Origin of the sequence: Seonamhaeicola sp. MEBiC01930, assembly GCF_045277075.1 — a bacterium.
Lineage (GTDB): Bacteria > Bacteroidota > Bacteroidia > Flavobacteriales > Flavobacteriaceae > Seonamhaeicola.
This window is the reverse complement of sequence record NZ_CP104270.1, coordinates 3,514,920-3,533,114: the sequence shown is the minus strand read 5'-3', so window position 1 is coordinate 3,533,114 and position 18,195 is coordinate 3,514,920. Positions and strand designations below refer to the sequence as shown.

At 32.1% G+C, this 18,195-nt stretch carries 14 protein-coding genes and 1 tRNA gene; 8 read left to right on the top strand and 7 right to left on the bottom strand.

Going from position 1 to position 18,195, the window contains the following annotated elements; genetic code table 11:
- The first annotated feature begins 33 nt into the window (after positions 1-33).
- The 3 genes from bshB1 (at position 34) to N1F78_RS15250 (ending at position 1,383) form a co-directional block, all read left to right on the top strand.
- On the top strand, positions 34-756 hold the full coding sequence (bshB1, locus tag N1F78_RS15260) for a bacillithiol biosynthesis deacetylase BshB1 (protein WP_406684036.1): 723 nt from the start codon (positions 34-36) through the stop codon (positions 754-756).
- Between the two features lie 93 nt (positions 757-849).
- Positions 850-925 (top strand) — tRNA-His (locus N1F78_RS15255).
- 62 nt (positions 926-987) lie between these two features.
- Positions 988-1,383, top strand: a complete 396-nt coding sequence (locus tag N1F78_RS15250; protein WP_406684035.1) for a hypothetical protein — start codon at positions 988-990, stop codon at positions 1,381-1,383.
- On the opposite strand, the gene N1F78_RS15245 is transcribed toward N1F78_RS15250, so the two are convergent.
- The 3 genes from N1F78_RS15245 to N1F78_RS15235 all read right to left on the bottom strand — a co-directional run bounded on the left by N1F78_RS15245 (position 1,380) and on the right by N1F78_RS15235 (position 3,787).
- Positions 1,380-2,402 carry a M28 family metallopeptidase gene (locus N1F78_RS15245; RefSeq protein WP_406684034.1) on the bottom strand — a complete coding sequence of 341 codons (1,023 nt, stop codon included), beginning with the start codon at positions 2,400-2,402 and terminating at the stop codon, positions 1,380-1,382. The two genes, N1F78_RS15250 and N1F78_RS15245, sit on opposite strands and share 4 nt — an antisense overlap.
- A gap of 63 nt (positions 2,403-2,465) precedes the next feature.
- Positions 2,466-3,518 (bottom strand): M28 family metallopeptidase, encoded by a 1,053-nt coding sequence (locus N1F78_RS15240; RefSeq protein ID WP_406684033.1) that lies wholly within the window; start codon positions 3,516-3,518, stop codon positions 2,466-2,468.
- A 119-nt stretch (positions 3,519-3,637) separates the two neighbouring features.
- Positions 3,638-3,787, bottom strand: a complete 150-nt coding sequence (locus N1F78_RS15235) for a hypothetical protein (protein WP_406684032.1) — start codon at positions 3,785-3,787, stop codon at positions 3,638-3,640.
- Between the two features lie 353 nt (positions 3,788-4,140).
- Between N1F78_RS15235 and N1F78_RS15230 the strand changes: the two genes are divergently transcribed.
- Positions 4,141-4,986 carry a universal stress protein gene (locus tag N1F78_RS15230; RefSeq protein WP_406684031.1) on the top strand — a complete coding sequence of 282 codons (846 nt, stop codon included), beginning with the start codon at positions 4,141-4,143 and terminating at the stop codon, positions 4,984-4,986.
- 99 nt (positions 4,987-5,085) lie between these two features.
- Complete coding sequence (locus tag N1F78_RS15225) at positions 5,086-8,487, top strand: tetratricopeptide repeat protein (protein WP_406684030.1); 3,402 nt, start codon at positions 5,086-5,088, stop codon at positions 8,485-8,487.
- A gap of 117 nt (positions 8,488-8,604) precedes the next feature.
- Here the strand turns inward: N1F78_RS15225 and N1F78_RS15220 are convergent, their stop codons facing one another.
- The 3 genes from N1F78_RS15220 to N1F78_RS15210 form a co-directional block, all read right to left on the bottom strand.
- Entirely contained in the window at positions 8,605-12,156 is a 3,552-nt protein-coding gene (locus N1F78_RS15220; RefSeq protein ID WP_406684029.1) for a 4Fe-4S dicluster domain-containing protein, read from the bottom strand.
- A gap of 12 nt (positions 12,157-12,168) precedes the next feature.
- A complete protein-coding gene (locus tag N1F78_RS15215) occupies positions 12,169-12,723 on the bottom strand; it encodes an OsmC family protein (RefSeq protein ID WP_406684028.1) in 555 nt (184 codons plus the stop codon).
- 186 nt (positions 12,724-12,909) lie between these two features.
- On the bottom strand, positions 12,910-14,757 hold the full coding sequence (locus N1F78_RS15210) for a sigma 54-interacting transcriptional regulator (protein ID WP_406684027.1): 1,848 nt from the start codon (positions 14,755-14,757) through the stop codon (positions 12,910-12,912).
- A 141-nt stretch (positions 14,758-14,898) separates the two neighbouring features.
- Here N1F78_RS15210 and N1F78_RS15205 point away from each other — a divergent pair, with 141 nt between their 5' ends.
- The 3 genes from N1F78_RS15205 to N1F78_RS15195 all read left to right on the top strand — a co-directional run bounded on the left by N1F78_RS15205 (position 14,899) and on the right by N1F78_RS15195 (position 17,530).
- The gene (locus N1F78_RS15205; protein ID WP_406684026.1) at positions 14,899-15,240 is read left to right on the top strand and encodes a DUF4870 domain-containing protein; all 342 of its coding nucleotides are present in this window, start codon (positions 14,899-14,901) and stop codon (positions 15,238-15,240) included.
- A complete protein-coding gene (locus N1F78_RS15200; protein WP_406684025.1) occupies positions 15,240-15,449 on the top strand; it encodes a hypothetical protein in 210 nt (69 codons plus the stop codon). The genes N1F78_RS15205 and N1F78_RS15200 overlap by 1 nt, the downstream gene beginning before the upstream one ends.
- Before the next feature lie 176 nt (positions 15,450-15,625).
- On the top strand, positions 15,626-17,530 hold the full coding sequence (locus N1F78_RS15195) for a hypothetical protein (RefSeq protein WP_406684024.1): 1,905 nt from the start codon (positions 15,626-15,628) through the stop codon (positions 17,528-17,530).
- Here N1F78_RS15195 and N1F78_RS15190 read toward each other — a convergent pair.
- Positions 17,527-18,165, bottom strand: a complete 639-nt coding sequence (locus N1F78_RS15190) for a hypothetical protein (protein WP_406684023.1) — start codon at positions 18,163-18,165, stop codon at positions 17,527-17,529. The two genes, N1F78_RS15195 and N1F78_RS15190, sit on opposite strands and share 4 nt — an antisense overlap.
- Between the last annotated feature and the right edge of the window lie 30 nt (positions 18,166-18,195).

Sequence of the window (18,195 nt, the reverse complement as noted above, 5' to 3'; positions counted from 1 at the left end):
TTTTTCGATTAATCAATTAACATAACTAAATAAATGAAATTAGATATACTTGCCATAGGAGCACATCCAGATGATGTAGAGTTGGGTTGCGGTGCAACCATAGCTAAAGAAATAGCCAATGGTAAAAAGGTAGGGATTATTGATTTAACAAGAGGGGAATTAGGTACTAGAGGAACAGCAGAAGATAGAGATGAAGAAGCCTTTAATGCTGCAAAAATTTTGAATGTAGCTATGCGTACTAATATGGAGTTTGCTGATGGTTTTTTTATAAATGACAAGTACCATCAGATAGAACTAATTAAAATGATACGTAAATATAAGCCTGATGTTGTGCTATGTAATACTATTGATGATAGGCATATAGACCATAGTAAAGGAAGTAAATTAGTAAGCGATACTTGTTTTTTAAGTGGATTGGTTAAAATTGATACTAAAATTGAAGATGATGATGATTGGCAGGAAGTTTGGAGACCAAAGCATGTATACCATTATATTCAGTGGAAAGATATAAAACCTGATTTTGTTGTTGATGTTAGTGGTTTTATGGATAAAAAGACAGATGCTGTTTTAGCCTATAAATCACAGTTTTTTAATGCTAATAGTAAAGAGCCGGAAACACCTATTTCTAGTAAGAATTTTATTGATAGTATAGAATATAGAGCTAGAGATTTAGGAAGATTAATAGGTGTGGAGCATGCTGAAGGTTTCAATGTAGAACGATATGTTGCGGTTAATAGTTTATTTGATTTGAAATAATAACATCTTTTTGGTTTAAAAAAACAAAAAAGTCTTTGCAGAAAAACGGAAATCAATTACATTTGCACTCGCATTATTTAGTGCGATAAATATGGTGGTTGTAGCTCAGTTGGTTAGAGCGCCTGATTGTGGTTCAGGAGGTCGTCGGTTCGAGACCGATCTTCCACCCAAAAATACAAAGCCTTTCGAAAATCGAAAGGCTTTTTTTGTTAAATATTTTTATTTTTTACTATGAAATATTTGAATATATTTTTATTGTTTTTCTCTCTTACTTTATTTTGTTCATGCCCAAAAGACGATTCTCCAGTTGAAGAAACTGTTATAAAACCGATTACATATGAGTTGCTAAGTTTTGTGTTTACACCCCAGACCAATAGTAATGAAGATGCTTTGTCATATGAAATTGAGTTTTTCAACTCAAATAATTTTGAGGTTAAGGGTTTTCCTCAAGTAACTTTAACTATAGAGGGAGGTGCTACGGCTACTAGTGTTCCTAATAATCAATGTACGAGTATTTCAGCGAATAGTTCCTGTGTTTTATCTTATAGTGTTGTAGATGATAATCCAAATTTATTTCCGGTAGAACCTATTGAGTTTGTGGCAGCTGAATACGTGTTGATGGATTAATTAGATTTCTCTTCATCCAACTTAACACGTTCGCTTCTGTTGGCTAATTCCCAAGCTGTATGGAATATTAATCGAGCACGAGTTTCCAATAGTTCGTAATTAATCTTCTCAGGTGTATCAGAAGGTCTGTGATAGTCTTCATGGGTACCATTAAAATAGAATATTACAGGAATATTATTTTTGGCAAAATTATAATGGTCTGATCTATAGTAAAAACGATTTGGGTCGTTTTCAGCATTATAAGTATAATCAAATTTCATATCAATATATTTCTTGTTAACTTCTTCAGAAATATCGTGTAACTCTTTACTTAGTTTGTCTGAGCCAATTAGGTATAAATAGTTTGGGTCTTTCTCATGTTTTTTGTCCACACGACCAATCATATCAATATTTAAATTGGCTATTGTATTCTCTAATGGAAATATAGGGTCAACATCCGTGTAATATCTTGAACCATACAATCCAATTTCTTCACCTGTTACATGTAGAAATAGAATAGAGCGTTTTGGTCCATGACCATTTTTTTTAGCTGTTTTAAAAGCTTCTGCTATTTCTAAAATAGCAACAGTCCCAGAGCCGTCGTCATCAGCGCCATTATTTATTTCTCCATCATTAGTAATACCAATATGATCTAAATGTGCAGAAATAACTAGAACTTCATCTGGTATGTCAGAGCCTTTAATGTATGCTAATACGTTTTCAGATGCCTTAGCATGCCCATTGAAGAAAGATTCTGGAATGTATTGAAAATAGTCATTTATTGCTATTGGAGAAGGGATTTCATTTTCCATATATTCATTTTTAATGAATTCAATGGCTTTTTTTTGACCAATTTCACCCGTTTGTCGCCCTTCATACTCATCTGAAGCATAAGTATAGAGCATTTTTTTTAATTCCTCGGCGGTAATGGTTTTAGCATATTCCAGGGCAACTGAATCTTCGGTGTTTTTTTTGTTTTTTGAGGAAATACATGAAGTTATTATTAATACAATACAAACAATAGATAAGAGTTTTTGCATAATTTCGTTGTTGTTTTAAGGCTAAAATATATAAAAAGCCTGTAGAATATGACTATTCAAATTTTATTTTAACAGTTCATTGTCTTCATCATTTACAACTCTATGTTCTTGATTGGCAATTTGCCAAGCAGTAGCAAAGACAAGTCTAGTTCTTTTTTGTAATAACTCATAATTTATTTTATCAGGTGTATCCGTTGGTTTGTGGTAGTCTTCATGTTCTCCATTAAAATAGAAAATTACGGGTACTCCCTTTGATGCAAAGTTATAGTGATCGGACCTGGAATAATACCTATTTCTTTCTCCAATGGCATTGTATCTATAATCTAAATCAATATTAAAGTAAGATTTATTTACTTTTTCAGATATATAATGCAATTCTTTGCTGAGTCTGTCTGAACCTATTAAATATACGTAGTCTTCATTATTTTTATGTAAATCATCTACTCTGCCTATCATATCAATATTAAGGTCTGTAACAGTATTTTCAATAGGAAAGGCAGGGTGGTTCGTATAATATTCAGAGCCCTTTTTTCCTAGTTCTTCAGCCGTAAAGTGTAAGAATAAAATACTACGTTTAGGGCAATAACCATCTTGTTTGGCAAGATTAAATGCTTGCGCCATTTCCATCAAGGCGACAGTTCCAGAGCCATCATCATCAGCACCATTGTTTATTTGTCCATCATCTTCAATTCCTAAATGATCTAAATGAGCTGAAATAACAACAATTTCTTCGGGTTTTTCTGAACCTTCAATAAACGCCAAAACATTATCTGAACTTTCTATTTTATTTTGAAAAAAATCCCCGGGGATGGTTTGAAAATAATTGTTGCCCCCATAAGCAGATTCTATTTTTTCATTTTGATAATAAGATTTTAAGAACTGGGTTGCTTTTTTATGACCTGCTTTACCTGTTTCTCTTCCTTCAAATTCATCAGAAGAAAGAATGTAAAGGTGAGTTTTTAACTCTGTTGATTTGATGGTATTTGAATATTTTACAACCTCCGCACTATCAACTAACAGAATACTATCTTTAAGGTTCTGAATTTTTGTTGTGTATTTTGGGGTTGCACAGGTACCTACAATAGTAAGTACCATAAGCATGAAAACAGTTTTCATCTTTTGGGAGATCTCTCTATTTTCAGAACAGACCGTTAACTTAGTCTGAAACTGATTATGTTGAACTTAATAGCTAATTTTACTTCTCAAATATACAAATTACAAAGAAAAGCTTTGTCTTAAAGTTCAATATCTTCAAATTCAGTCTCATCAATTTCTTCAAGTTCCTCAATTGCCTCTTCTTTAGATTGAATTTCTGTGGCTTGAAGTTCTTCATTCTCTGCTACTTTAGTTTCAGAGAATATGGCTTTATAGGTAGTTAGAGACAAGGCTATTATAGTTAATAAGAAGGTGAATTGAATTATTTTTTTAGTTGTCCAGTCTTTTTAGAGTAATAATAAGCTAAAAGCCCAAAAATAAGGGCTAACACAGACGGTATTATTGCTAAATTGGAAATTGGTAATACTGCAAATAAAAGGGCAAGACCATAATAGCAATAATAGAAAAGTAAAACGGGTCATATAGAATTTTTTTGTTTGTAATGTTTTATTAATACAATGCTTTGACTTATTATACTAATTTTTAATCTTGAGTTAATGTAACGATTTGTTTTACTGATAATTGTCATAGTATTTATAAAAGAGTAGATATAAATTTACTTAATTACAAATTCTAGCGAACAATGAAAACTATATTATTACCTACAGATTTTTCTAAAAATTCACTTAATGCAATAAACTATGCTACAGAATTATTGAAAGATGAAATTTGTAATTTTTATATTTTAAATGTTCAGAAAGCATCCTCATTTATTTCAGATGATATGATGGTAGTTTCATCTTCAACTACCATTTACTCTACATTAATTGATGCCGCCAAAAAATCAATAGATAATATTATATCTGGTTTAAAACTTAAGAATAGTTATGATAATCATCAATTCCATTCAATTGTGGATTATGATAATTTTATAGATTCTATAAATCAAATTACAGAAAAACATCAGATTGATTTAATTATTATGGGTACTAAGGGAGCCTCTGGTTTACAACGAGTTCTTTTTGGAAGTAATACGGCAAGAGTCATGCAGCGTTGCTATGTTCCTGTTTTGGCAATACCTGAAGGTTGTAAATATACACGCCTGGGTAAAATAGCATTTACAACTAATCATATTAATTTATACTCAATTGAAGAATTACAAGTATTAAAAGATATTTTAGAATTGTATAATTCAAAATTGTACGTTTTACATGTGGCAGATGAGCACCATTTAGCACAAAAACAATTGCAAAATATTGATTTTTTCAAGGTGCATTTTCCAGAAGCTATTCATGATTATATTGACGTAAATATAAAGGATATATTTAGTGTTGTGCATCAATATTTAGTTGACAACGACATTGAAATGTTGTCTATGATAAGCGAAAAACACTCTTTTTTAGACAGGTTATTTACAAGACATGCTCTAGAAACATTTGCTTTTAGTATTGATGTACCGTTCTTAGTTATGGAGAGTTCATTAAAATAAGTGCTCTATTTAAAATTAATTGACTCTTTACATTTATTACCTCTTATTTTATATTTTTTACCTTTATAAGATAATAACCAACCGTTTTACTTTTTTTTAATGAAATACAAACTCTGCATCTTTGTTTCATTATGCTTTTTTGTAGCATTGGGTCAGAATTCCAAGGTTGACAGTTTAAAGCTTGAATTAAGTAAAGCAAATTCAGACTCCATTAGAGTCATGGTATTAAAAAATATTGCTTGGGAATACCTTAATCAACGAAATGATGAAGTTCTGGCTAGGAAGTATATAGATAGTTTTTATCAAATAAGTAAGGCTGATAATTTTAATTGGGGAATTTCTTTAGCTAATTATCAATATTGTGTTCTTGAGAGACAATTGTCTAATTATGATAAAGCTTTAGAGCATATAGAAAAGGCTTTATTATTTCCAAGAATAAAGAATGATAGTTTTGGAATAGCTAATAGTTTATATCAAAAGGCTATAATTTTAGATGATTGGGGGAAATTTGATGAAAGTCTAAGGATCTACTATGATATCTTAAAAATTTACGAAAACAAAAAAGATAACTTTAGTATTGCTACAACCTATAATGCTATAGGTGAAGTGCTAAAAAAGAGTTTTAAATATGAAAAGGCTTTAGAAAGCTATCATAAAGCACTGAAACTTTTTGAAGAATTAGAAAATAAATTAGAAATGGCCAATTGTAATTATAATATTGGCGATGCTTATTTGTTTTTAGAAGATTATGATAAAGCTTTAAACTATTTTAATAAAGCACTTTCTTTAGATGAAGAATTGGGGAGTCAATGGGGAATGGCCTACGATTATGAAGCTATAGGTAAAGTTTCCAATTTGAAAGGAAATTATCAATCTGCTCTCAATTACCATAAAAAAGCTTTAAAAATTAGAGAACAGCTTAAGCAAAGAAGAGAGCTTTCTATGAGTTATCTGGAAATAGGAAAAAATTACCATCAATTAAAGCAATATGATTTAGCGGAAGGTTTTTTACTTAAGGCTTTAAAAATATCAGAAAATATTAAAGATATTGATAGATTAAGAACTAACTATGATCAGTTATCAAGACTCTACAAGGATAAAGGAGATTACAAAAAAGCATATGAACATAGTTTAAATCTTATAACAGTAAAAGATAGCTTATATAATAAAACTAAGTCTCAGCAAATAGAGGAATTGCAGGCCAAATTTGATTCTGAAAAAAAGCAAGGCGCAATTGTAGCTTTAGAAAAAGATGCGCAAATAAAAGATTTACAGTTAAAGAGACAATCTACATTCAGGAATATTTTAATAGGTGTAATTTTAGGCGTCATTTTGCTTCTTTTTATCTTATTCAAAAGATTTAAATATAGACAAAAATTAAAGGAAGAATCCATACTAACTGAAAAGCTTTTAGCTAAAGCGGAAACAGAAAGAGAACGTAGAAAAGAACTTCAAAAAATAGATAAGTTAAAAGATGAATTTCTTGCCAATACTTCTCATGAATTGAGAACTCCATTAAATGGTATTATTGGCTTGTCTGAATCTTTAAAAGATGGTGTTGCTGGTAGGTTGCCTAATAAAGCAATTGAAAATTTAGACTTGATTGTAAATAGTGGTAAGAGGTTATCAAATTTGGTAAACGATATTCTAGATTTTTCCAAATTGAAAAATAAAGATATTGTTTTATCGTTGCAGCCTCTGGATTTATATCCTGTAATTAATTTAGCCCTCAAGCTTTCTGAGGTATTTGTAAAAGGAAAGTCTGTTAAATTAATCAATTCAGTTCCCAAAGATGTTCCATTGGTTAATGCAGATGAAAATAGGCTACAACAGATTTTGTATAATCTTTTAGGGAATGCTATTAAATTTACAAAAGAAGGTAATATTGAGGTAAGGGCTAAAAAGAAGGATGAAGTCTTACAAATTTCAATAGTAGATACCGGAATAGGAATACCTGAGAATAAGTTTGATACTATTTTTAAATCGTTTGAGCAAGTAGATGGTTCTACTGAACGAACATATGGAGGTACCGGATTAGGATTATCAGTAACTAAACAATTGGTTGAGTTACACGGTGGTAAAATTGAGGTGACTTCAGCGGTTAATAAGGGCTCTGAGTTTAGTTTTACTTTACCTCTGAGTTCAGAAAAACGTAGTAAAATTTCTAAAACTGAAATTAATAACCAAGAGGAACATGTTCAGTCATTAACTAATAATAATTTGGTAGATGAGGAACCCGAATTTATTCAAACAAAAGCAGAAATCAATATTTTAATTGTTGATGATGAGCCTATAAACCGCAGGGTTCTAGAAAACCATCTAACCGTAGCTGGTTACGGTGTTCATGAAGTTGGTAGTGGAAAAGAAGCTTTAGGGCTTCTTGATAAAGGTTATGAATTCGATTTAATTCTTTTAGATATTATGATGCCAAATATGTCGGGCTATGAGGTGTGTGAAACTATTAGGAAACGTTATTTAACCAGTGAATTACCCATTGTCTTGTTAACGGCTAAAAACCGGGTGAGTGATTTGGTAACAGGCTTTAATGTTGGTGCTAATGATTATTTAACAAAACCTTTTTCCAAAAATGAACTATTAAGTAGAATAAAAACACATTTAAGTTTGTATGGTATTCATAAAGCTACTAGTAAATTTGTACCATTTGAATTTTTAAGATCAGTTGGGAGGGAAGCTATTACCGATGTTGTTTTAGGAGATCATATAGAGAAAGAAATTACGGTTTTATTTACAGATATTAGAGAGTATACAAGCTTAGCAGAATCTATGACTCCAGAACAGAATTTTAAATTTGTTAATGCTTATGTGGGCAGAATGGGGCCAATAATTCAAAAAAACAATGGATTTGTAAATCAGTATTTAGGTGATGGAATCATGGCGCTGTTTCCAGAACATGCAGAAGATGCCTTATGGGCCTGTATTAACATGCAAAAGACCATTCAAGACTATAATTTAGAAAGACAAAGAGAGGGTTTTGAGCCAATTTGTGTAGGCATGGGACTTCATACAGGGCAGTTAATAATGGGGATTATAGGAGATCCTAACCGAAATGATACCGCAATAATTGCTGATACTGTTAATACCGCTTCACGTATGGAAGGTGTAACTAAACATTATGGGGCAAATATTATAGTTAGTGAAACAAGTTTTGATGCCTTAGCTAATAAGGATAAATTTAATTTTAGATTTTTAGGGAAAGTTTTGGTTAAAGGAAAACATAATGTTACTCGTATTTATGAATGTTTTGATGGTGATAGTGAGGCACAAATAATGTTGAAACGGAAAACACTTAAAGATTTTGAGAAAGGGTTGAGACATTTCTTAAATAAAGAGTTTCCCAAAGCATCCGCTATGTTTGATAAGGTTATTGGAAAAAATCCTGTCGATGAGGTTGCTCTTTATTTTATGAAAAAATCTGCGGAGTATACAATTACTGGAGTTCCTAAAAATTGGGAAGTTGTTAATGAGATGGATAACAAATAATCTATCTACCCCCTAATAATTAGTTTTAGCATGTAAATATAATTGCAGTAAGTATTAAAAGGTTAATTATAACGCTTACGGATATTATATTAAGACGTATAGTCTTTTGAATTGTTTTCATGACTGAAGTTTTAGCATGTTTTTGAATTTTTTGTTCTGAATTCGTTTAGCCCTATGAACACCGGACTCAGTTGATAAGACTAAAAACTTATCAAATTTTTTATCCACCTGTTTTTGAATTTTTCGGATTAATGTTTTAAACTCATTTGGGTTACAATTAAATAATTTTGAAAAACGTTTTTCCATTTTCAAGTAGTCTTCAATTTTTATAGATGGAACTTCCGAGTCTAGCTGTAAAGTGTTTAGTTTGTTTTCAAAACGCCTTGGATCATTTCTATACAATAACCATTGGCCAGAGTTAACAGCTGTTTTATGGTATAGACTAGGGGTTTTCATATCTATACCATGAGAATCACTGTGACAATAAGCTATGATTACAGATGGTCCATCAAAACTTTCAGCTTCATTAAAAGCTTTTAAAGTTTGTTCTTGATTAGCTCCAATGGCAACAGATGCTACATAAACATTATCATAATTCATAGCTAATAAGCCCAAATCTTTCTTTTGTTTTTGTTTGCCGTTGAAAGCAAATTTTGCTTGAGCTCCGTAGGGAGTTGCTTTTGAAGCTTGCCCACCAGTATTGTCATAAACTTCATTGTCAAGAACTAGAATGTTTACGTTTTCACCTGAAGCTAATACATGATCTATGCCACTGTAACCAATATCATAAGCCCAACCATCTCCACCAATAATCCAAATGCTTTTTTTGATTAAAGAGTCACTCAGTTCAAGCAGTTTCTTTGCTTCTAAAGAGTCCATCTTTTGTAATGAAGCGTTTAACAGAGAAACTTTTAGTCTTTGACTATTTATTTCAGATTCTATGTTTTGTGGGTTATTAAGAATATCAAAAGCCAATTTATATCCTACTTGAAAGGTGAGTTTTTCTAACAACTGTTTTGCATGTTGCTCTTGTTGATTTACTGATAACCTAAAACCTAAACCAAATTCAGCATTATCTTCAAATAATGAATTAGACCAGGCAGGTCCTTTGCCTTCTGCGTTTTTAGACCAAGGTGTTGTTGGTAAGGCGCCTCCAAAAATAGAACTTGTACCAGTTGCATTGGCAACCAAAAGCCTATCCCCAAACAATTGCGACATAAGTTTTAAATAGGGTGCCTCACCACAACCCTCAACACCAATAGAATATTTAAATAAAGGCTCTTGCAACTGTTGTTGGCTCACTTTTATTGTATCAATTAAGTTTCTATCCAATTCAGGAATGTTTTCAAAATATTCCCAATTAGTTTTCTGTTGTTTGTAAATATTTTCAGTTTTTTCTAGGTTTAGTGATTTTACTGGGCAAGCATCAACGCAGTTGTTACAACCATTGCATTGATCTGGGTTGATTTGAATGGTATAATTCATTAAATCGAAATCCTTAGAATCTATAAAATCAAAACTTTTAGGAGCGTTTTCTACATGAGTTTCATCAAATGCTTTTATCCTCAAAGCTGTTTGTGGACAAGACATACTGCAAGCGCCACATTGGGTGCAAGCTATGGCATCCCATTTAGGAATAAATTCTGAATTTTGAGCCGGATTATATTTAGAAGTATCACTATCAAAAGTACCATCAACTGGAAGTAAACTTATTGGAATGTAGTTTCCTTTGTTATTTAGTAATTTACCTAAAAGGGAGTGATTAAATGATTCCTTGTAATTGTGTGATGCAGTTTCAGTGTCTTTTATATTGATGCTAGATGTGTCAACTTTATAAATGAAATCGTTTAAATTATGAATGGATTCAGAATATGTTAAATCTCCTTTAAGTGCCAAAAAGCAAGCGTGTAATTCTGAGATATTTTCATCTTTAAGTAATTCTAATTTTTCAATATCGAAAATGTTTACAATTAACAGATTGATTCGCTTGGTTTTGATTTTACTTTGAACATTTATAGATAATGATTTCCAGAATGCTTTAGATGTTAATGAAGAGTTAACTAATAGGGTGCCTCCTGATTTTAGTTTTTTTAAAGTATTGTTGTTTAAGGTGAAGTTAGCTGGTTGGCAGCCAATAAAATCAGCTTGTTCTATTAAATAGGGAGCTTTTATAGATTTGTTGTCAATACGTAAATGTGCTGAGTTAAATGAGTTCGATTTTTTATAATCACATTGCGTGTAGCCTTGAATAAAAGTGTTTTCTTTTTTTGAAATAAGATTTAAAATATTTGTAAAGCTTTCTGTGTATTTTGTGTTTTTTTCTTGATAAAATATTGTTTGGTAGCTGATGTTGTCAATTTGGATGGTCCCTGAAATATCCAAGCTCAAATTTAAAACATCGTCATTTATGCCAACTGTAAAATTGTTTTTAGGTCGGTCTTGTTTTAGGTTGTTGAAAATGGCATTAACCATGCTTGGGGTGAATTCTTTTGAAGACAATCCGTACCTGCCTCCAACAACTTTTGGAAATATTGTTAATTGGTTGTTTTGGAAGGCTTCGGAAATAGATTTAAGGATGTCTAAATATAAAGGTTCTCCGTTAGAGCCAGCTTCTTTTGTTCTATCTAAAACGGCAATAGATTTTACCGTTATTGGTAAAGCTTGTAATAGATGTTTAGTGCTAAACGGTCTGAATAATCTAACTTTTATTAAACCGTATTTATTTCCTTTTTTGTTTAAATAATGAATGGTTCTTTCAATAGTTTCTGTCGAAGAAGCCATAGAAACAATGATATGTTCAGCATCTTGTACTCCAACATAATCAAATAATTTATAGTGTCTATTAGTTAAGGAAGCAAAGATGTTCATCTGTTTTTGAACAATTTTAGGACAAGTCTTGTATAATGGATTTACAGCTTCTCTACTTTGAAAGAAAACATCTGGACCTTGTGAAGTGCCTCTAATTACTGGGTTATTTGGGCTTAAGGCATTAGCTTTGTGTTTTTTGATAGCCTGCTTATCTAACATAAATTGGACGGTTTCATCAGAAATCGTTTCAACAGTTGAGATTTCATGAGAGGTTCTAAAACCATCAAAAAAGTGAACAAAAGGAATACGAGAATCAAGTGTAGCTGCCTGTGCAATTAATGCAAAATCTTGGGCTTCTTGAACAGACGCACTACCTAGCATGGCGTATCCAGATTGACGAACGGCCATAATATCACTATGGTCACCAAAAATTGATAGGGCATGACTTGCAATACTTCTTGTGGCAACGTGAATTACATTAGGCGTTAATTCACCTGCAATTTTATACATATTAGGTAACATTAATAATAAACCTTGTGATGCGGTGAAGGTGGTAGATAAAGAACCCGTTTGTAAGGCTCCATGCATGGTTCCTGCAACTCCAGCTTCACTTTGCATTTGAAAGGTCATTGGTACATTACCAAAACAATTTGGTTTGTTTTCAGCGCTCCATTGTTCTACCAATTCGCTCATTTCAGAAGCCGGTGTAATCGGGTAAATTGGAATTACCTCATTGGTTTTATACGCAATTCTTGCTACAGCTTTATTCGCATTAGTTATATGGTGTGTTGAAGTTTTCATTTTTGGTGTTGAGATAAATCGATTGATGAAAAAAATGGCTACTACAATTGCAATAGCCATTTTTTTACGTTTCTACTGTTTTACAATTTCTATCTTAACAGGAGTTGGGTTACTAATCATGTCATAAACAGGAGAGAATTTAGCAAGGTTCTCAAGTTGCTCAGCAGAAGCATCAGATTTAACTTTTAATTGGATGGTGATTCCGTCAAATCCCATTCTTACTTCTGGGTCTAATCCTAAGAAACCGTGTAAATCTGCTGTTCCTTTAACGGTAGACTCTGCACCTTCAATATCAATACCGTTAGCAGCTGCATGATAAACCATGGCACCAGTTAAACAAGAACTCAGAGAGTGTAATAATACTTCTGGTGGTGTAGCTGCTTCATCTTGCCCCAATAATACTTGAGGGTGGCTACACTCCATTGTGAATGTTTCTTCACGGGTAGAATCTTCTTGACCAGCTCCATAGAAACCTTTGATGCTAGACACACAATGTCCGCCATCTATCCAGTTGTTCTTTGCTCTAAACTCAAACTTTGCTAATTCTGGTTGTTCTTGAATGTGATTAATTGTTTCTACTAATTGATCTACATTTACTCCGTTTTTTACATTTGCTGTTGTAATCATGTTTTCTAAAATTTAAATTGTTTATAATTGATTTTTTAAATGTTTGACAAGTTTAATGCTAGTTGTGTGCCAAACTAATTAAATGACTGATAATCAATTAAATAACAATAATTTTAAACAATGATTATATTACGAAATATCGTTAAGTAACGAAATACCGTAACACAATTGACGAAATATCGTTAATTATATTGGGCGCTCTATACCTAGAGCTTTAATTCTTGAAGCTAATGTTGTTGGTGGAATTTGAAGTAATTCTGCCGCACCATTTGAACCGGAAATCTTCCATTTAGTTTGTTTAAGCGCTTTTAGAATATTTTCTTTTTCAAGCTTCTGAAGTTCTTTAACTGTTAATACAAGATCTGTATTGTTGGTAGTAATATTATGTTCTATGGTACTTTCATTAGGAATGATACTTTGCCAATTAATATTTCCGTTTTTTGAAACGATGACGGCTCGTTCAATTAAATTCTGAAGTTCTCGTACATTTCCAGGCCAATTGTAATTTGACAATAATGATTTATCTTCTTCAGATAAATTGGTAATGGATTTATTAAGTTTTCTGGAGAATTGCTCCAGCATTTCTTCAGCAATAAGATGGAGGTCACTACCTCTTTCTCTTAAAGCTGGTACTTCAATAGGGAACACATTTAGGCGATAATATAAATCTTCTCTAAACTTTCCTTCTTTTGAAAACTCATATAAATTTCTATGAGTGGCCGCAATAATTCTAACATCAACTTTAATGGTTTCAGAACTTCCAACCGAATCAAATTCACCTTCTTGAATAACTCTAAGCAGTTTAGGTTGCAGCTCAATAGGCATTTCCCCAATTTCATCTAAAAAAATAGTGCCTTTATCAGCTAATAGAAAACGTCCTTTGCGGTCTAGTGTTGCTCCTGTAAATGCGCCCTTTTTGTGTCCAAATAATTCACTTTCAATTAAATTAGCAGGAATGGCACCGCAGTTAATTCGTATTAAGGGTTTATCATTTCTATTACTTTCTTTATGAATGGCCCGCGCAATCAACTCTTTTCCGGTACCCGTTTCACCTTGAATTAAAACCGTGGCATCTGTTTTGGCAACTTGCTGAATTAAATTTAAAGCTTGTTTCATAGCCTTATGTTCTGCAATAATGCCATAACTACTGGTGAGTTCTTTTATTTCCTCTTCTAAATATTCGGTTTGTTTAGTAAGTAGATTTATTTTGTCTTCAGCAATTAGTCGTTCTTCAATATTACGTAGAATTAGAGTAAAGAAAGTTTCTGTTCCGCTTCCATACTTGCTTATGGTACCCTCATTTAATGTTGTGGTATCATTAGAGCCTATAACCTTAACAACACTTGGTAGGTATTTGTTAATAGTTGTATCATTTTCTAATCCAGATTTTACAATTTCTTCAATTAAATTAGCACTGTCATCATTAAAAAAGAACAATACGTTACGCTGTAATACATCTTCATTTTCTAAAAGAGAATTGGCAGACGGATTGGTAAGAACAATTCTAAAGTCACTATTGAACATAATAATGGCGTCCATAGCACCATTAATAAGCCCACTCATCTTACTACTAGCAATTTCAATTTCAATTTTAGATGAGGCCAAGTGCTCTTGAATGGTGTCTAATTCTCTATGCCGTTTAATCATTACGGCCAAAATTCCTTGAGCAAAACCACTATCATTAGCCATTAGATCTAAAAACTGATTTCTTTCAATAATTAAAACATCTGTTTTTACTATAGCTGTTACAGATGCTGAACGGGTCTCGTTATCAATAAGTGCATATTCTCCAAAACAATCACCATTTGAAAGTGTATCGTAAATATGGTTTTTATCATGAACTTTAACTTTACCGTTAATAATAGCATACATAGAATGGCCTACTTCATTTTTATTAACAATAACTTCGTTTTTTACAAACGAGGCTTTTTCAGATTCCTTACAAAGTTTAGATAAAGAATCTCGTGATACTTCTGAAAAAAAAGGTATTTCAGAAAGAAATTCTATTAAATTATCTGGTGTTGGTCTGTTCATATGTAAAATGTCATGTTAAATATATTAATATTATTACACAATGTTATAAGCTTCATAATATTACACAGATTTTAATAATGTTTGTAACAAAATTTGATTTTGAGCGTCATATAAATAATCAATCAAAAAATAATTAAAGCTATGAAGCGTAAAGACAATCAATTAATCGTTATAACTCACCTAAGCCAATTAATTGGTTTTTTAATAGGTTTTGGTAGTTTAATTGTACCTTTAATTTTGTGGGTAACACAAAAAGAAAAAGTTCTTAAAATGGATGATCACGGAAAGAGTATCATCAATTTCCAGTTAAGTTTAATAGTATATTTTATAATCTGTATACCTTTAATTCTTCTATTTGGTTTAGGTTTATTAGGGTTTATAGTGTTAGGTATTTTTTCATTTATTTTCCCCATTATAAATGCTATAAAGGCTAATAATGGCGAAGTACCAAAATACCCATTATCTCTTAATTTTATTAGTTAATGGGTACAGAAAAGAGAAAGAAAGACACAAATCCATTGGTATGGGGAATTGCCCTGGGTTCTTCTTTAGGAACTTCCTTAGGAGTGACCATTGGAGCTGTCATGGATGATGTTGCTGTTGGACTTATTATGGGTTCCAGCTTTGGATTGATGATAGGTACTGTTGTAGGACTCTTATGGACCTCTATTGTAAAAAAGAACATAAAATAAAATATTCTTGTTATCTCCTAATTTTATTAGTTAGTTTTGTTAGTATGAGATAATCTAAGGCGCTCACAGAAATGTGGGCGCTTTTTTGTGTTAAACTTTTTTCTATAGTTAATAACTATAGATTAGGTTGGAAGTTTCTCATACATTTTGGTATCTTAGAGCTATAGTACAGATGAATGATTTCATTATTTTTAAGTTTTATGAATATGGTAAAAAACGTTGCCTTCGTCAAATACTTTTTTTTTATAATCATATTTATTCCCATTGTTATTCAATCTCAAAACTCAGAATCTCGTTCTTTACATCAGGTTGTTGAACAAGAGATTTTGCCTCATTTAGATGAGTTATTTACTAAGCTTAACCTAGAGCGGCTAGATTTTGAATTAGATGGTGTTAGACCATTTGATAAACCCCACGAATTCTTACCGGGAAAGATTGCTATAGGTTTTTCATATTTATTATTAGAAACCCCTAGAGCTAGCCCTAAATATGCTGAATATATAAGTGGATATCGTGAATTAGCAGATATGACCCTTCATATGGATAATACAAAATGGGGTACATATTATTACATGTTAGCGCTTTACCGCTTGCAAAAGGGAAACATACTAAACGAAGCTATATCGAAAAATACGCTAGAATTATTAAAAACTAAATTAGATTGGAGGAATTTTGTGTCAACACCAGGCTATAAGCTTAAAGGTGGGCTTCCAACCAATTATTTTGGTGTAGCTTTTTCCATTGCAAGACTACGTTTTCTTATGGGATGGGAATCTGAAGAAGGAAGTAATAGGCTCCTTGAAATAATGCTTAAGCATATAGATAAACATTCTGGTGAATACGGTTTTTCAGATGAGACAGAAGGCCAGGGGCGTTTTGATCGTTATAGTGTTTTATTAATGGCAGAGTTATGTGCTAGGTTTATTGATACTAATAGTAAAGTGCCCGAAAAGCTAAACGGACGTATGCGTAAAACGGTTGATTTTATCTTACCTCTTATGAATGAGAAAGGGCATGGGTTTCAATATGGTCGTTCTATAGGACCCTACGGAGATGGCATGTTTGTAGAGATGCTTTCTGCTGCGGCTATGATGGGTATTTTAAGCAAAAAAGAATTGGATGCTGCCTATACCTTTCAGGTTCTTCTTTCAGAGCGTTTGATGAATTTTTGGTATGATTCAGATATGGGTTCTCTGAACCTATGGGAAAAAGGAAGAATAACCGAAACCTACAGGGGTAAGCATCGTATACTTGATGAAAATTTTAGTTTACTTCATCAGCACTTGTCAAGTTATGGTTTATGGAAAAAGTTGGGTTATTCAAATAAAAAGCCAAGTACAGAATATAATTCATGGCTTAAAACGTTGCCACAATATGATTTTACTTGGTTTTCAAAAGGAACATATGACCGTGCGCACCTAACGGTTCGTGATAATCAACGCATTATTCAATTGCCAATTATTGGTGGCGGGAAAAATTTGCATGGTGTTACTTCCTATTTTCCAATTCCGTTTTCAGCAGACCTACTTCAAGGTAGTCCGTTTAAAATATATCCACAACTAATTCCACGGATAACTTTGGAAGAAGGTTTAGTTTTAGAGCCTCTTTCTTATTTTAGAAATATTAGAACAAAACAAAATAGCTCTGAGTTCTTTTTAGATTATCATCAAGAGGAATTGGATAGGATTGGATCAAACAAAAAAGGTGAAGATTACAGCCGCAATCCTTCACCAGATGATCGGTTTTCAATTGAAACAAGCTATTATTTTAATTCTGGGGTAATTACCAGAACAGATATAATTACACCTAAAGAACCTCTTAAAAATGTTCAACTTACAATGGAATTTGCAGGATTCTCTAAAGATGCCGTAATAAAAGGGAATAAGGTTATTTATGGTGATGGTAAGGTAACCTCATTTGAAACATCAGGGTACCAAAATATTACAGTGGAAACTCATGACATGAGCCCTAAATATGCATCTCCTACAGGAGCCATGAATACAGTAGTTAAGGTTTCATCAAAATTAGAAGACTTTTCTGAGCCTATTACGGTAAGTTGGACCTTGAAGTACAAAAACTAACTTTTACAATCGTTATATTCATCCACAACATCCTTAATATCATCTTTAATATAGATTCTTTCTTTTAATTTAGATACTAATTGATTGCAGTCTGAAAAATATTCCATAGCTCTTTTTTTAAAAGAACTTGATATTCTTGCAGTGATTAATGGACTTGCAACTTCTTCACTTTCTCTTAAGACATAGAATTCGTTGAAGTCAAAATACGAATAGTGCCAATGGTTCCAAGTTCCTCCATTTGGTCCATGCATATACATTGGTGTTGATGTTGTTAGACTTACACTTCTGGCGTATAAAGTTGCATTTCCAGAACAAATAATTTTAAAAAGTCCACTTTTCTTTCTTGAGGTCTTAATAAATTCAAAATAAGCAATTTCCGAATCGGAATTTCTGAAAATAATTTTGGATACCAATTTTTCATCATACTTTACCATTTTTGATTTCCTGTTTTTTCGATATTTGACCTTTTCTTTGCTGTTAAAGGCAATCAGGTCTTTCGAAATCATTGGAAGTTTAATCTGTCCTATTAGAGTATCTCCATTTTTTAAAACTAGTTCTCCTTTTGTCCAACTATATTGACCATATGAAACAGAAATAGTCAAAAAGAAAAAAATAAGCGCGATTTTAATTTTCATATTTAAAGCTAGTTTGTCCACTACTTGGGG